Raw genomic sequence first — 15,070 nt, 5'->3', positions numbered from 1 at the left:
GGGCGTAGCAACCAGAGATAAACAAGCGAGAGTTCACGTGTAAAAATGGATTTGAATGGTCTGGGACCGAAATGCAAGAACTAGCTTACGTACATCGGTCAGGTAAATATCACCAAGTCTGACCTTGTTGCGCTCGATTCTCCTGCACCAAGCGCAACAGGACAGGGTTGCTCATGGTATCCACGCGATTTTGGTTTTGTCCAATGAGATTCAACACCCTGGGCCGGTTACCTAAATAGAAGCCGACTGCTTGCTGAAACACCCCGATGTCATAAACGTAACCGTTTACCACCCCTCCTGGAACCTTGAATGACCTGGGAGATTTGTCGATGGGAAGGTATTGCTGCGAGTAGTAAACTTTGTTATTCACCACGGGCATCTCGCCCTCATTGGCCGCGCCAAGAACCAAAAATCGGTTGTGTGCTCCGCTACTTTTCAGGAAGAAAACCGCGCGCTGGCCCGGTTGGTAAACTGCGTACCGAGAAGCGCACGTCCAGTTTTTAAACTTCTCAATGGTGATGGACCCAATAGCAAAATTCCCTTTAAGAACCCGTAAGGGCTTCGCAAGTACCGTTGTGCTGTGGAGAGTGGTTAGCTCCCCGTACATTATCAAATCGGCCTTGTCGACAAGTTCTGCCAAAAGGGTGGGCTCATAATCAGCATAAGCGGTAAAATGCCAAAATGTAGCCGTCAGCAACAGGAGAAGCTTTTTCATAGCGGGCAATGTCCGGAAACAATAACGCCTAACCGTTGGGGGCTAGGCGTTATTGCTTGATTAAGCCGGAAGCGTTAAACCACCGAGAAGTCAAACGTCTCCAGGAATTTCGTGGTGAAATTGCCCGCTTTAAAATCCTGGTCGTCCATCAGCGCCAAGTGGAAGGGGATGGTCGTTTTCACGCCTTCCACCACGAACTCACTCAGGGCGCGCTTCATTTTCACGATGCACTCTTCGCGGGTCTGGGCCACGGTGATGAGCTTGGCAATCATCGAGTCGTAGTTCGGCGGGATGGTGTAGCCCGCGTACACGTGCGTATCGACGCGCACGCCGTGGCCGCCGGGAATGTGCAGCGTGGTAATCTTGCCCGGGGTGGGGCGGAAGCCGTGGCGCGGGTCCTCGGCGTTGATGCGGCACTCCATGGCGTGCAACTGCGGGAAGTAGTTCTTGCCCGAAATCGGGATGCCCGCGGCTACTTTAATCTGCTCCTTGATGAGGTCGTAGCTCACCACTTCCTCCGTCACGGGGTGCTCCACCTGGATGCGGGTGTTCATCTCCATGAAGTAGAAGTCGCGGTTTTTGTCCACCAGAAACTCGATGGTGCCCACGCCCTCGTAGCCGATGCTGCTGGCGCCCTTGATGGCCGCCGCGCCCATTTTCTCGCGCAGGGCGTCGGTCATGAACGGCGACGGCGACTCTTCCACCAGCTTCTGGTGGCGGCGCTGGATGCTGCAGTCGCGCTCCGACAAGTGGCACACGTGGCCGAACTGGTCGCCCACAATCTGGATTTCGATGTGGCGGGGTTCCTCCACAAACTTCTCCAGGTACATGCCGTCGTTGCCGAAGGCTGCCTTCGATTCGGTCCGCGCGTCGTCCCAGGCCTTCTGGAATTCGTCTTCCGAATTGATGACCCGCATGCCGCGCCCGCCGCCGCCGGCCGTGGCCTTCAGCATCACGGGGTATTTGATTTTGGCGGCGATTTTCTTGCCTTGCTCGGCGCTTTCCAGCAGGCCATCGGAGCCGGGCACGCAGGGCACGCCGGCTTTTTTCATGGTGTCCTTGGCCGTGGCCTTGTCGCCCATCTGGTTAATCATCTCGGGCGAGGCCCCGATGAACTTGATGCCGTTTTCGGCGCAGATGCGCGAAAATTCTGCGTTTTCGCTCAGGAAGCCGTAGCCGGGGTGAATGGCGTCGGCGTTGGTGATTTCGCAGGCCGCAATCAGGTTGGGCATGCTCAGGTAGCTGTCTTTCGACGCGGGCGGGCCAATGCACACCGCCTCATCGGCAAACTTCACGTGCAGGCTTTCCTTGTCGGCAGTCGAGTAAACGGCCACCGTTTTGATGCCCATTTCCTTGCAGGTGCGGATGATGCGCAGGGCAATTTCGCCCCGGTTGGCGATGAGTATTTTCTTGAACATGTGGGTGGGATGTCAGGTGTAAAAACTGTCATCCTGAGCGGAACGAAGGACCTTATCAAGTGAGAACGTTTTCCGCTCGTCGGTGATAAGGTCCTTCGCTCCGCTCAGGATGACAAATTGGGGCAACTATTCAATCAAAAACAGCGGCTGGTCGTACTCCACCGGCGAAGCGTTTTCCACCAAGGCCTTCACAATGCGGCCGCTTTCCTCGGCCTCAATCTCGTTGAACAGCTTCATGGCCTCGATGATGCAGATAACCTGGCCTTTCTCCACCATGTCGCCCACCTGCACAAACGCCGGCGCATCGGGGCCGCTGCTACGGTAGAACGTGCCAATCATAGGCGCTTTGAGGGGCTTGAAGTTACCGCCAGCGGCTTCGGTGGGGGCAACAGCCGGTGCGGCAGCCGGAGCGGCGGCAGGGGCAGGAGCGGCCGCTACCGGAGCCGGGGCAGGGGCGTGCACAGCGGCCGGGGCGGCGCTCATCACGTGCTTGGTATTGGGCTCCCGCTGCACCGAAATCTTGAATTCTTCGGTCTCAATGTTCACCTTGTTCAGGCCCGACTTGGCGATAAAATCAAGCAGCTCTTGCAGTTCTTTAGCTTTCATGGAGGCGTCCTTTTTGGGCGAGTTTGACATTTTTAGCTGTTAGCTTATATGTTAGAGCGTCGGCCAATGGCCCGGGCCGCATGCAGGTCCCGGCCACTAGCCGACGGCTTAGAAAAAAGTCTACTTCACGCGCTCAACGTAGCTGTAGTCGCTGGTCTTGATGCGGATTTTGGTGTCCACGTCGATGAACAGCGGCACCTGGATGCGGGCGCCGGTTTCCACCGTGGCGGGCTTCAGGGTGTTGGTGGCGGTGTCGCCGCGCAGGCCGGGCTCGGTGTAAGTCACCACCAAGTCCACGGTGGTGGGCAGCTCGGCGGTGAGGGGCTGCTCGGTTTCGGCGTGCATGAGGATGGTTACGTCCTGGCCTTCCTTCATCAGGTCGGCAAAGGGCACCATCTCCTCGGGCAGCACCACCTGCTCGAAGTCTTCCTTGTTCATGAAGGTGTAACCGTAGTCGTCCTTGTAGAGGAACTGGTGGGGGCGCTGCTCCACGCGGGCCGTTTCCACTTTCACCCCGGCGTTGAAGGTGTTATCGATGGTGCGGCCGGTTTTGATGTTGCGCATTTTGGTGCGCACGAAGGCGGGGCCTTTGCCGGGCTTCACGTGCTGAAACTCGGTGATGACGTGCAGCTCGTTGTTGTAGTTGAGAACGAGCCCGTTGCGGAAGTCGGCGGTTGATGCCATGGGGTTGAGCTTTTAAGCAAATGGCCGGAAGCCACTGGCTTGTTGGTGGGGAATTCTGTTTAGCCGAAGTCGAAAAACTGTCAGCGTCCTGATTGATTTAAAAGGGAAAAGCCGTCAGCAGCTACAAAGCTAACGGCTTTCAATTACTTACCAGTGGCAACTTTGTCGCCGTCGTAGGCCCATTTGAGGTAGATGGAGCCCCAGGTGAAGCCGCCCCCGAACGCCGCCAGCACCAGGTTGTCGCCGCGGCGCAGCTGGCTTTCGTAGTCCGCCAGGCACAGCGGGATGGTGCCGTTGGTGGTGTTGCCGTAGCGGTCGATGTTGAGCATCACCTTCTCCGGGCCCACGCCCATGCGGTTGGCGGTGGCGTCGATGATGCGCTTGTTGGCCTGGTGGGGCACCAGCCAGGCCACGTCGTGCTTGCTGAGGTGGTTGCGCTCCATCACCTGGGCGGCCACGTCGGCCATGCTCTTCACGGCAAACTTGAATACGGTGGCGCCTTCCTGGTAGATGTAGTGCTCCTTGGCGTCCACGGTTTCGTGGGAAGGCGGGCGGCGGCTGCCGCCGGCTTTCTGGTGCAGGTAGGCCTCGCCGCTGCCGTCGGTGCGCAGCACCTGGTCGAGGATGCCGAAGCCGTCGGTACTGGGTTCGAGCAGCACGGCGGCGGCGCCGTCGCCGAACAGGATGCAGTTGGCGCGGTCGGTGTAGTCCACGATGGACGACATCTTATCGGCCCCCACCACAATCACCTTCTTGTAGGTGCCAGCCTGAATGAACTGGGCGCCGGTGGCCAGCGCAAACAGGAACGTGGAGCAAGCCGCGTTCATGTCGTAGCTGAAGGCCTTGGTGATGCCCACTTTGTTGGAAATGATGTTGGCCGTGGCCGGAAACAACATATCGGGGGTGGTGGTGGCGCAAATCAGCAGCTCCACGTCGTCGGGGTGGGTGCCGGTTTTGTCGAGCAGGTTTTGCACGGCCTTGATGCCCATCACGGAAGTGCCCTGGTTGTCGCCCTTCAAAATCCGGCGCTCCCGGATGCCGGTGCGCGACATTATCCATTCGTCGTTGGTATCCACCAGCTTCTCCAGCTCGGCATTCGTCAGCACATAATCGGGCACGTAGGCGCCCACGCCGGTGATGGCAGCAGTAATCTTCATACGGGCAAAAGTAGGCGGGGCAAGCGAGAGTTAGGTATTGGGGCCGAAAATGGCCCCCGGCCTTGGCGGCAGGCGCGGACGCGGGGCCGGCCGGCAGGTAAAAAAAATCCGGCCGAAGCCGGAGGTTTTTTCACCACCGCGGGGCACGGTTCAGGTTTTAAAAGTAGCCTTTATTTGGTCAACAATGCCCGATTCGGCCATGTTGAAGCCCTGTACCAGCATGTTGCAGATGGCCAGCGGGGTGCTGCGGCCGTGCCCGATGATGGCGTTGTCGTTGATGCCCAGGATGGGCGAACCGCCCACGGCCTCGTAGTTAAACTTGTCGAAAAACGGGTCGTGAATGTGCTTTTCCTCCATCATTTCATAGATGGATTCGGCCATTTTCAGCAGGATGTTGCCCGTGAAGCCGTCGCACACAATCACGTCGGCGCGGTCGTTGAACATGTCGCGCCCTTCCAGATTGCCCACAAACTGCACGTGCGGATTGGCTTTCAGCAACTGGTATGCGGCTTGGGTGAGGGGCGTGCCTTTGCCCTCTTCCTCGCCCAAGTTCACTAGGCCTACTTTGGGCTGCGCGATTCCCAGCACGTACTGCGCGTACAGCGAGCCCAACTCGCCAAACTGCTCCAGCATTTCGGGCTTGCATTCGGCGTTGGCGCCCACGTCGAGCAGGATGCCGAAGCTGTCCTTGAGCTTGGGAACGAAGTTGGCAATGGCTGGACGAATGACGCCGGGCACGGCTTTCACCGTGAGCATGGCGCCCACGAGCATGGCGCCCGTGTTGCCGGCCGAGCAGAATGCGTCGACCTCGCCAGCCAGCAGCATTTTGTAGCCCACGGCAATGCTGGAGTCCTGCTTTTGCTGGAAAGCCCGGGCGGGGTGCTCGCCCATGTCGATAATCTGCGACGCGGGCACAAACTCGAGGGCGGCACCGGCCGGGCCGGCGGCATCCAGCAGGGGCCGCACGGCATCTTCCTGACCAATGAGGACGATGGTGGCCCGGCCGGCCAGCTGCTCGGCCGCCTGCAGGGCACCCGCCACGGCGGCTTGGGGGGCGAAGTCGCCGCCCATTGCGTCGAGGGCTATTTTCATGTACTAGGTGTTTGGATGGTCAGCGGAAAGAGTAGTTACCAAAAGTCCGGCCCCGCTGGCTTATAAAAAGAGCGAAGCCGGACCGTGGGGCCGCGAAGTAACAACCAAACGCGCTATTCGTCGTCGCCGGAAGCGTCAACAGCCGGAGCTGCGTTCGTTTTCGTGTAGTTTTTGATGGCCAGCTGGCCGTTGTGGTACAGGTCGCCGTCGACCACGTAGGCCTTGTGGCGCAGGTGCAGCTCGCCCGTGTTGGGGCACAACGTCACGGCCTTAGGGGTCAGCTTGTAGTGCGTGCGACGCTTGTCGCGAACGGCGGAAGAGGTGCGGCGCTTAGGATGAGCCATTGTAAGGGGAAATTTAGAGGATTAAGTTTTTGAGTGATGAGTTGGGAAGCGACTCGGGGCGCTGACGGATTCAGTTCAGGTTTTTGAGGGCGGCCCAGCGCGGGTCGGCCGGCTCGTCGTCGTCGGGGCCCTCGTTTTCGTCGCGGGTCGTGAAGATGAGCTTGGTTTCGGCGTCGGGGTTATCGTCCTCCTCGTTTTGGAAGCGCGGGTGCAGCTTCTTCATGGGCAGGGCCAGGCCGATGTAGTCGTAGAGGTGCTGGGCCAGCGGCAAGGTCTGCGTGTCGGGGGTGATTTGCAGCACGTTGTCGTCCAGCTCCTTGTTCTCGTCGCCGAAGCGCACCAACAACTGCTCGTCAATGTCCAGCGGCTGGTCGAACTCGTCGAGGCTGCGGTCGCACACGAGACGCACCGTGCCGGTGATGTGGAAGTTGAGCGTGATGAGGCGCTCGGTTTTGATAAGCTCCACGTCGGCGTGCAGGTGGCCTTGCTCTACCAGCGGCTCCTCAAACAGGGCGAAAAAGTCGGGACCCAGCTCGAACTCAAAGTGGTGCGTTTTCAGCGCCAGTTTGACGAGATTGATGTCGTATTTGCTTTCTTTTTTCACGGTCGGCTGGATAGCAGGGGGCAAAAGTAGTGAAAATCCGCCTTTTTGCCAAAAAACACGGCCAACTTTCTCTCCAACAACCCTTCCCTACGCTAGCGCGCGGAGCGGGGTTGGGCCGCCTCCCAGCGTTGTTTCCACACGTCGCAAGCCAGGTACACCGCCGCTCGGAACGAGGACTCATCGGCCTTGTATTGCCCGGCCAGACCGTAGGCGGTGCCATGGTCGGGGGAGGTGCGCACCACCGGCAGCCCCGCCGTGAAGTTCACGCCGCGCTCGAAGGCCATGAGCTTGAATGGGATAAGGCCTTGGTCGTGGTACAGCGCCAGGGTGGCGTCGAACTGCCGGAACTGTTGGGTGCCGAAATAGCCATCGGCCGGAAAGGGGCCCACCACAAGGTGGCCTTCCTGCACAAACTGCTGAATGACGGGCACCACCAGGTCGCCTTCTTCGCGGCCCAGCAAGCCGTTTTCGCCGGCGTGGGGGTTGAGGCCGAGCACGGCAATGCGGGGTTTGAGGATGCCAAAATCCTGCTTCAACGACTTCAGCAGTAGGGTGATTTTGGTGCGCAGCAGTTCGGCGGTGAGCTTGGCGGGTACGTCCTTAAGCGGCACGTGGCCGGTGACGGTGGCAATGCGCAGGCCCGCGTCCTCGTCCACTAAGAACATGAGGCTCTCGGGCGCGCCGAAGAAGCTGGTCAGAAACTCGGTGTGGCCGGGGTAGCGGAAATTGTCGGCCTGGGTGTTGTCTTTGCTGATGGGCGCCGTGACGAGGGCATCGAGCTTGCCGGCTTTCAGGTCGCGGCTGGCGGCGAGCAGGCTTTCGCGGGCGGCAGCGCCGGTAGCGGCCGAGGGCTGGCCGGGGGCCAGCACGAAATCCTCTTCCCAGCAGGTCACGGCGTTGAGGCGACCGGGGGCAATGTCGGCCGCGTCGCGCAGCTGGCGCATGGTGAGGTGTTCCGCGTCGGCCGGAGTGGGGAAATCATCAAACAGCGCCGTGGCCGTGCCGTAGATGACGGGCGTGCAGATTTTCAGCAGGCGCTCGTCGAGCAACGTTTTGTAGATGACTTCGGGGCCGATTCCGGCAAGGTCGCCCACGGAAAAGCCGAGGCGGGGGAGTTGGTGGGGCATTGTTATCGGAGAAACGTCATGCAGAGCGCAGCGCAGCATCTCGCGTGCTTTAGTGACTCAATTAATTGGTTTACTGCTGCACGCGAGATGCTTCGCTGCGCTCTGCATGACGTTCTATTTCGACAGTTGACGGGTCAGAAACTCGTACAGCAGGCGCACGCCCACGCCGGTGCCGCCCTTGCCGCGGTAGCTTTCGGCGGCCGTGAGGTAGGCGGGGCCGGCAATGTCGAGGTGAATCCAGGGGTAGCCTTCGATGAAGCGCTCCAGAAACTTGGCGGCGGAGATGTGGCCGGCTTCGCCTTTGCCCAGGTTGCTGAGGTCGGCGATGTCGGACTTAATGTGGTCGGCGTACTCGTCCCAGAGCGGAAACTCCACCAGTCGCTCGTGCACGGCGTAGCCGGCCTCGCTGAGTTGCTGCATGGTGGCCAGTTCGGCGGTGCCCATCGAAGCCGAGGCCTCGGTGGCCAGGGCGCGCACGGCGGCGCCGGTGAGGGTGGCTAGGTCGATGACCAGTGCGGGGTCGTATTTCTTGGCGAAGCTGAGGGCGTCGGCCAGGAGCAGGCGGCCTTCGGCGTCGGTGTTTTTCACTTCCACCGTGAGGCCGCTGTGCATGGTGAGGACGTCGCCGGGGGCGTAGGCCAGGCCGCCGGGACGGTTGTCGGTGGCGGGCACCAGGCCGATGACGTGCAGCGGCACCTGGTTTTTGGCCAAGGCGAAGAGGGTGCCGGCCACGGCCGCGCCGCCGGCCATGTCGCACTTCATCATGTCCATGCTGTTGGGCGTGGGCTTGAGGCTGAGGCCGCCGGTGTCGAACACCACGCCTTTGCCCACCAGCACGTAGGGCTTTTCGTTTTTGGCGCCTTCGGGCTTCCATTCGAGGATGCTGAAGGTGGGCGGCTCGGGCGAGCCCAGGTTGACGGCGAGCAGGCCGCCCATGCGCAGGGCTTCAATTTTGGGCAGGTCGAGGATGTCGGTGGTGTAGCCAGCCTGGTCGCCGGCTTCGGCAATGCGCTCGGCCAGCTGCACGGCGTTGAGCTTGTTGAGCGGGGCGTTGACGAGGTCGCGGGCCAGCATCACGCCCTGCAGCAGGCCGTCGAGCTCGGCGATTTGGGCGGCGGTGGCGGCTTCGCCTACCAACGTGACCTTGGTCAAGGCCGGGGCCTGGCGCGACTTTTCATCCGTTTTATAGCCGTCGAAGCGGTAGGCTGTCAGGGCGAGGCCCTCGGCCAGGAGCAGGCCGGCGTTGGGAACGTCGCTGAGGTTGTGCACAAACACCTCGGCCACTTTTTCGGCCTTGAGCTGGGCGTGCAGGGCGTGGCCGCTGCGGCGCAGGGCTTCGGCCACCTGGCCGGGCGTGGGCTTAGTGGACAGCACCACGAAATAGTGGTGGTGGCTGAAGTGGTTGAGGTGAACGAGCTTCTGGTCGTCGGCCAGGGCGGCGGCCACGTACTGCCGGGCTTCGGCCGAGAGGTCGCCGGCCGCGTCGGCGGGCAGGGCGGAGGTGCCGGCGGGCAGAAGGAATACCTGGGTGGCACGCTCCGGAGCGGATGTGGCGTGAGTGAGAACGAGGGACATGAACGTGCGAAGCTGAAGTAATGCGGCTGCTAAGGTAGCCGCAGACATCGCAACCGCGTTAGTGAAAGCCCAGGCGGCGGGGCTTGAGGGCTTGGCGTGCGGGCGAGAGGCTGCAAGCCGATGCGCCCGTGCGTTACACGTTGCCTCCCGAATGCTCATTCAAAGGAACACCTTGCGCAAAGCCCACAGGCTCCACACAATGACCATCAGGCCCACGCCTATAAACATCCAGCGGGTGGGCATGCGGCCGGCCAGCCGGGCCGCCAGCGGCGCCGCCGCTACGCCGCCCACGATGAGCCCGGCCACAATTTGCCAGTGCGACAGGCCGCGCATGGCGAAAAACGTGAACGCGCTGGCAAACGTGACAAAAAACTCGGTGATGCTCACCGTGCCGATGACGTAGCGCGGCGTGCGCCCGTTGGTGATGAGTGTGCTGGTGACCAGCGGCCCCCAGCCGCCCCCGCCAAACGAGTCGAGGAAGCCCCCGGCACCGGCCAGCCAGCCCGCGTGCTTCACCTTGCGCCGCCGGTCGGCCCGGCCAAAGGCGCGGGTGAGGATGCGCACGCCCAGCACCAGCAGGTAGACGGCCAGCAGCGGCTTTACCCAGGCGGCGTATTCTTCGCCAAAGCGAGAGAGCAGGTAGGCCCCGCTGATGGAGCCGGCGATGCCGGGCAGCAGCAACACCCGGAAAAGCTTTTTGTTGACGTTGCCGAAGCGGTAGTGGTGGTAGCCCGAGGCCCCGCTGGCAAACATCTCGGCGGTGTGAATGCTGGCGCTGACCGCCGCCGGATTTAGCCCCAACGATATCAGACTGATGGCCGACACCACGCCGTAGCCCATGCCCAGCACGCCGTCGATGAGCTGCGCAATGAACCCCACCGCGACAAACGCATAGAACGTGCCCGACGACGTGAGCCACTGCACCGCCTGCGGCCAGGTGACGTAGTAGGACAGAATATTGAGCAGAATGAACCCCGCAAACGCCACCAGCGAGCCCGTGGCCACGCGCCGCCAGTAGGCCGTGGCCGGGGCCTCGTAGGCCGGGCCGAGGGCCCGTTGCTGGGCTGCGCGCTGGGCGCGGGGAGGGGCGGCTTCTAGCGTGGCTTGTCCTTCGCCCGGTTGGGGTGGGGTGGGCAAGTACAAGCTGCTCTCGGCAGGGGTGCCGGCCACGTGGGCGAGCATGCCCCGCCCGGTGGCGGTGGCGCTGATGCGGCGGTTGAGGGCGGGGTCGTCGGTGGCCGCGAAAACGAGGGAGTGGCCTGCCAAGTCCGTTTCTTGGAACGGGCGCTCCAGCAGCCGCACGCCGGCGTGGTGGCTGGCCAGCTCCCGCAACGCGGGCAGCAGGGGCGCGGCCACGACCGTGACTGCCGCGGCCGGGGCCTTGCGCAGGAGGGCGGTAAGCAACTCAAGCGCGGCCGGGCCGCCGCCTGCCAGCAACGCCCGCACGTGGGCCATTTGCAGCAAAACCGGTAGCGGGGGCTGCGGCGGAGCCCCGGAGCCAGCGGCCCCAGCGGCCTGCGGCGCCGGAAGAGGATGGTCCATAAGGAAGCTGTGCAGCACAATATCGAGTGTAAATATCAACTGGAAAAGTTGCGGTGGCGGTTTGGGCTTGCTCGCAGGGCGGGAGGTGGGGCCCCAAGGCCGGCTGGCGCCAGGCACCGGCCGGCGCGGCTGCTACCTTTGCGCCGCTGCCGCGCCCCAAGCCGCGGGGCTTTTCTTCGTGGTAAGACCCAAAAAACACCTTGGCCAACATTTTCTGGCCGACCCCAACATTGCCCGCAACATCGTGGCCGCGCTGCAGCTGCCCGACGGCGTGCGCGAGGTGCTGGAAATCGGCCCGGGCATGGGCGTGCTCACCCAATACCTGCTCCAGAACCCGGCCTACCAGACCAGCGTGGTTGAAATTGATACCGAGTCGGTGGCCTACCTGCAGCAGCACTACCCAGCGCTGGGCAACCGCATTTTTGCCACCGATTTTCTGAAGCAGAACCTGAGCGAGCTGTTTCCCGGCCAGCCGCTGGCCATCATCGGCAACTTTCCCTACAACATCAGCAGCCAGATTTTCTTTGCCGTGCTCAACAACCGCCAGCAGGTGCGCGAGGTGGTGGGCATGATTCAGAAGGAAGTGGCCGAGCGCTTGGCCGAACCGCCCGGCTCGAAAACCTACGGCATCCTGAGCGTGCTGCTGCAGGCCTACTACAAGATTGAATACCTGTTTTCGGTGCCCGCGCACGTCTTCAACCCGCCGCCCAAAGTGGAATCGGCCGTGGTGCGCCTCACCCGCAACGCCACCGAGCAGCTGGACTGCGACGAGAAACTGTTTTTCCGGGTGGTGAAGCAGGCGTTTCAAACGCGCCGCAAAACCCTGCGCAACGCCCTGAAACCCTTCGGCCTGCCCCCGGAAGCCACTACCGACGCCATTTTTGAGCGCCGCGCCGAAACGCTGAGCGTGGCCGACTTTGTGGGACTGACGCAGCGCATCGGCCAGCACAATGCGGGCCTGAGCGCGGCGCTGCCAGACCTCAGCCTGAACGACCTTTCGGAATAATTCCATTTTTCACCTTCCCCCTCACTCTCCTCGAATGAATAAGCTGCTACTCGGCTGCGGTCTTCTGCTCTGCTCCTTCACCGTGGCTCCGGACGGGCCGTGGTTCAGCGGCAAAATCGTGTACAAAAACTCCTTTGCGACGCTCACCGGCCAGGACATTACCGATAAAATTGCGCCCGTGATGGGCAGCCAAAACCTGTATTACATCAACGGCGAGAACTATAAGTCCTACACCGAGAAGAAGCAGCTGTTGGAGCTTTACACGGCAAAAACCAACGAGATGCAGTACTTCATCAACGGGCAGAAAAGCGTCATTGATGCGGCGGCCAACGCCCCGGCGGCCGTGGTGAAGCCCCTGACCGAAAAAGCAACCATTGCCGGCTATGCCTGCCAAAGCCTGCAGATTGACGCCGACGGCAACACCACGGTCTACTACTACTCGCCGAAGCTGCGGGTCAATCCGGAGTTGTACAGCAAGCACCTGGCCGGCAACTGGTATGCGTTTTTAAAAGCCAGCAAGGGCGCCCTGCCGCTGAAATTTACGATGACCGACCGGAAGCAGGGCTTTGTGATGAACTGCGAAGCCACCTCAGTCGAAGCCATGGCGCTTCCGCTGAGTGAGTTTACGCCCGAGGCGCCGGCTCGCTAATTCACCCCTCCATGAGCACCTGCCTCGTCGTCGACGAAATGCATCCCTCGCTGCTGCCGCTGCTGGCCGAAATCGGTGTCGAGGGCGACTACCAGCCCCACCTCACCGCCGCCGAAATTCCGGCGGCGCTGGCCGCCCGGCCCTACGAAGGCCTGATGGTGCGCAGCAAGCTGCGCGTGACGGCCGCCCTGCTGGCCCATGGCCCGCACCTGCGCTACGTGGCCCGCGCCGGCGCCGGCGTCGACAACATCGACGAGGCGGCCATGGCCGCCGCGGGCGTTACGCTGCTGAATGCGCCCGAGGGCAACCGCGACGCCGTGGGCGAGTACGCCGTGGGCCTGCTGCTGGCCCTGCTGCGCAACATTGCCCGCGCCGACCACGAAGTGCGCCAGGGCCAGTGGCGCCGCGAAGCCAACCGCGGCGAAGAAATGGGCGGCAAAACCATCGGGCTGCTGGGGTATGGGCACATGGGCCGGGCGTTTGCGCGGCGTCTCAGCGGCTTTGGCTGCACGGTGCTGGCCCACGACCACGACCCCGCTGTGCCCGCCGATGCCCACGCCACGCTGGTGAGCCTGGCCGAACTGCAGGCCCGCGCCGACGTGCTGAGCCTGCACATTCCGTACTCGGCGGCCAACCACCATTTCGTGGACGAAGCGCTGCTGAAAGGTTTTGCCAAGCCCGTGTGGGTGATGAACACGGCCCGGGGCGAAGTGCTGGACCACGCCGCCCTGGTGGCCGCGCTGCAAGCCGGCGCCGTGCGCGGCGCCGCCCTCGACGTGCTCGACAACGAGAAGCTCAACACGCTCACGGCGGCCCAGCAGGCCACCTTCGATTATCTAAAAGCGGCCCCCAACGTGGTGCTTTCGCCGCACGTGGGCGGCTGGACTTTTGAGAGTTACGCCCGCATCAACGAGGTGTTGGTGGAGAAAATTCGGGCATTCCGGGCCCAGGCCGACGGGCCGACGGTGGGGAGCTAATTGGTTTTGCGTATCTTTGCTGTGAACCTAAGAAGGGAGAACGGTTGGCAGTGCCAGCCGTTCTCCTTGCTTTTTAGCCAAACCGTCAAGCATCTACTTTTATGGCCAGCACCATCAATTATTACACCCCGGAAGGCCTGCAAAAACTGAAGGACGAGCTCCAGGACCTCAAAATCCGGGGCCGGGCCAAAGCTGCCGAAGACCTGCGCGAAGCCCGCGACAAAGGCGACCTGAGCGAAAACGCCGAGTACGACGCCGCCAAGGACGCCCAGGGCTTGCTTGAACTCAAAATCGCCAAGCTCGAAGAGGTGGTGGGCAACGCCCGCCTCATCGACGAAACCAACATGGATTTCAGCAAGGTGCTCATCATGAGCAAGGTGAAGCTGAAGAATCTGAAAAACAACATGGTGCTGAACTACACCTTGGTGGCCGAGGAAGAAGCCAACCTGGCGGCCGGCAAAATCTCGGTGAAGTCGCCCATCGGCAAGGGCCTGCTGGGCAAATCGGCCGGCGACACGGCCGAAATCACGGTGCCGGCCGGCAAGCTGCAGTTTCAGATTCTGGAGATTTCTCGCTAGGCGGTAGCCGGCGGTTGTTCGTGGTCAGTGGTTAGGGCAGTGCCGGTGGGCGCTGCCCTACTTCTTTTTAGGCACCTGCCGGCGCGGGCCTGGATGTTCTCGTTTATTTGCATCAGCGACCTGACAACTCACCACAATCCTGCCCATGCCTTCTATTTTCTCCCGCATCGTTTCCGGCGAATTGCCGGCGTATAAAGTGGCCGAAGACGGCCGCCACCTGGCGTTTCTCGACATCACGCCGCTGGTGGAAGGCCACGTGCTGGTCATTCCCAAAAAGGAAATCGACTACATCTTCGACCTGCCCGCCGACGAGCTGGCCGCCCTGCACGTGTTTGCGCAGCGCGTGGCCAAAGGGCTGGGCGCCGCCGTGCCCTGCAAGCGGGTGGGCGTGGCCGTGATTGGGCTGGAAGTGCCGCACGCGCACATCCACCTGGTGCCGCTGAACAAGGTGGGCGACATCAATTTCACCAGCCCCAAAATCAAGGTGCCCGAGGCGCGCATGCAGGAGCTGGCGGCCGCCATTGCCGCCAAGGTAGACGGCGGCAGCGGCCTGAGCGAGGCAAAAGCCGGTGCCGCCCCCGCCTCGGCCGCCGTGCCGCCGGAACTGCAACGGCAGGTGGCCGGCCTGCATTTCATGAGCGAGTCGGAGGCCCCGCTGGAGGCGGTGGCCTACGCCGCGCCCGGGGGCGAGCTGAGCAACGCCGCGCTGCTCAAGCTGCTGGGCGAGCCCGCCGATGCCAAAATAGAAACCGTGGAGCTCACCCACTTCCTGCGCAACCACACCGCCGACGATGGCGTGCTGGGCGATGTGGCGCTGGCCAACCGCTACAAAGCCCTGCAAATGTTCCTGAAGCAGGAGCTAGACGGCACGCAGGTGTACCGCGTGGGCACGGGCCCGCAAATCCACGCCTACGCCCTGGGCCGGACGATGGACGGCACCCTGGCCGGCTTCAAAACCGTGCTGACGGAAACCTGAGCGCAGTTGCCTGAAAAAAC

At 62.2% G+C, this 15,070-nt stretch carries 16 protein-coding genes; 5 read left to right on the top strand and 11 right to left on the bottom strand.

Annotated elements, in window-relative coordinates; all coding sequences use genetic code 11:
* Positions 1 to 109 precede the first annotated feature (109 nt).
* The 11 genes from JAO73_RS09970 to JAO73_RS09920 all read right to left on the bottom strand — a co-directional run bounded on the left by JAO73_RS09970 (position 110) and on the right by JAO73_RS09920 (position 10,864).
* On the bottom strand, positions 110 to 715 hold the full coding sequence (locus tag JAO73_RS09970; RefSeq protein WP_198976911.1) for a hypothetical protein: 606 nt from the start codon (positions 713 to 715) through the stop codon (positions 110 to 112).
* A gap of 74 nt (positions 716 to 789) precedes the next feature.
* The gene (gene accC / locus JAO73_RS09965) at positions 790 to 2,133 is read right to left on the bottom strand and encodes an acetyl-CoA carboxylase biotin carboxylase subunit (protein ID WP_190922260.1); all 1,344 of its coding nucleotides are present in this window, start codon (positions 2,131 to 2,133) and stop codon (positions 790 to 792) included.
* Between the two features lie 126 nt (positions 2,134 to 2,259).
* Complete coding sequence (gene accB / locus JAO73_RS09960; protein WP_198976910.1) at positions 2,260 to 2,739, bottom strand: acetyl-CoA carboxylase biotin carboxyl carrier protein; 480 nt, start codon at positions 2,737 to 2,739, stop codon at positions 2,260 to 2,262.
* A 120-nt stretch (positions 2,740 to 2,859) separates the two neighbouring features.
* Positions 2,860 to 3,423 carry an elongation factor P gene (gene efp, locus JAO73_RS09955; RefSeq protein ID WP_198976909.1) on the bottom strand — a complete coding sequence of 188 codons (564 nt, stop codon included), beginning with the start codon at positions 3,421 to 3,423 and terminating at the stop codon, positions 2,860 to 2,862.
* 143 nt (positions 3,424 to 3,566) lie between these two features.
* On the bottom strand, positions 3,567 to 4,580 hold the full coding sequence (locus JAO73_RS09950; protein ID WP_198976908.1) for a beta-ketoacyl-ACP synthase III: 1,014 nt from the start codon (positions 4,578 to 4,580) through the stop codon (positions 3,567 to 3,569).
* A gap of 150 nt (positions 4,581 to 4,730) precedes the next feature.
* On the bottom strand, positions 4,731 to 5,672 hold the full coding sequence (plsX, locus tag JAO73_RS09945; protein ID WP_198976907.1) for a phosphate acyltransferase PlsX: 942 nt from the start codon (positions 5,670 to 5,672) through the stop codon (positions 4,731 to 4,733).
* A gap of 113 nt (positions 5,673 to 5,785) precedes the next feature.
* Positions 5,786 to 6,016 (bottom strand): 50S ribosomal protein L32, encoded by a 231-nt coding sequence (rpmF, locus tag JAO73_RS09940; protein ID WP_198976906.1) that lies wholly within the window; start codon positions 6,014 to 6,016, stop codon positions 5,786 to 5,788.
* 70 nt (positions 6,017 to 6,086) lie between these two features.
* Entirely contained in the window at positions 6,087 to 6,644 is a 558-nt protein-coding gene (locus tag JAO73_RS09935; protein ID WP_233169094.1) for a YceD family protein, read from the bottom strand.
* A 68-nt stretch (positions 6,645 to 6,712) separates the two neighbouring features.
* Positions 6,713 to 7,747, bottom strand: a complete 1,035-nt coding sequence (pdxA, locus tag JAO73_RS09930) for a 4-hydroxythreonine-4-phosphate dehydrogenase PdxA (RefSeq protein ID WP_198976905.1) — start codon at positions 7,745 to 7,747, stop codon at positions 6,713 to 6,715.
* A 114-nt stretch (positions 7,748 to 7,861) separates the two neighbouring features.
* Positions 7,862 to 9,322, bottom strand: a complete 1,461-nt coding sequence (locus JAO73_RS09925) for a leucyl aminopeptidase family protein (protein ID WP_198976904.1) — start codon at positions 9,320 to 9,322, stop codon at positions 7,862 to 7,864.
* 159 nt (positions 9,323 to 9,481) lie between these two features.
* Positions 9,482 to 10,864: a TSUP family transporter gene (locus tag JAO73_RS09920; protein WP_198976903.1), complete on the bottom strand. Its 1,383-nt coding sequence runs from the start codon at positions 10,862 to 10,864 to the stop codon at positions 9,482 to 9,484.
* A 178-nt stretch (positions 10,865 to 11,042) separates the two neighbouring features.
* On the opposite strand from JAO73_RS09920, the gene rsmA reads away from it, so the two are divergent.
* The 5 genes from rsmA to JAO73_RS23370 all read left to right on the top strand — a co-directional run bounded on the left by rsmA (position 11,043) and on the right by JAO73_RS23370 (position 15,050).
* Positions 11,043 to 11,870, top strand: coding sequence for a 16S rRNA (adenine(1518)-N(6)/adenine(1519)-N(6))-dimethyltransferase RsmA (rsmA, locus tag JAO73_RS09915; RefSeq protein WP_198976902.1), 828 nt, complete (start codon positions 11,043 to 11,045; stop codon positions 11,868 to 11,870).
* Between the two features lie 34 nt (positions 11,871 to 11,904).
* On the top strand, positions 11,905 to 12,519 hold the full coding sequence (locus tag JAO73_RS09910; RefSeq protein WP_198976901.1) for a hypothetical protein: 615 nt from the start codon (positions 11,905 to 11,907) through the stop codon (positions 12,517 to 12,519).
* Positions 12,520 to 12,530: 11 nt separating this feature from the next.
* Complete coding sequence (locus JAO73_RS09905; protein WP_198976900.1) at positions 12,531 to 13,496, top strand: NAD(P)-dependent oxidoreductase; 966 nt, start codon at positions 12,531 to 12,533, stop codon at positions 13,494 to 13,496.
* A gap of 101 nt (positions 13,497 to 13,597) precedes the next feature.
* Positions 13,598 to 14,074 carry a transcription elongation factor GreA gene (gene greA / locus JAO73_RS09900; protein ID WP_198976899.1) on the top strand — a complete coding sequence of 159 codons (477 nt, stop codon included), beginning with the start codon at positions 13,598 to 13,600 and terminating at the stop codon, positions 14,072 to 14,074.
* A gap of 145 nt (positions 14,075 to 14,219) precedes the next feature.
* The gene (locus tag JAO73_RS23370; RefSeq protein ID WP_198976898.1) at positions 14,220 to 15,050 is read left to right on the top strand and encodes a nuclease A inhibitor family protein; all 831 of its coding nucleotides are present in this window, start codon (positions 14,220 to 14,222) and stop codon (positions 15,048 to 15,050) included.
* The last annotated feature ends 20 nt before the right edge of the window (positions 15,051 to 15,070 follow it).

The organism is Hymenobacter miniatus (genome assembly GCF_016427455.1).
In the GTDB taxonomy this organism is placed as follows: domain Bacteria; phylum Bacteroidota; class Bacteroidia; order Cytophagales; family Hymenobacteraceae; genus Hymenobacter; species Hymenobacter armeniacus.
This window is presented reverse-complemented; position numbering and strand designations above follow the sequence as displayed.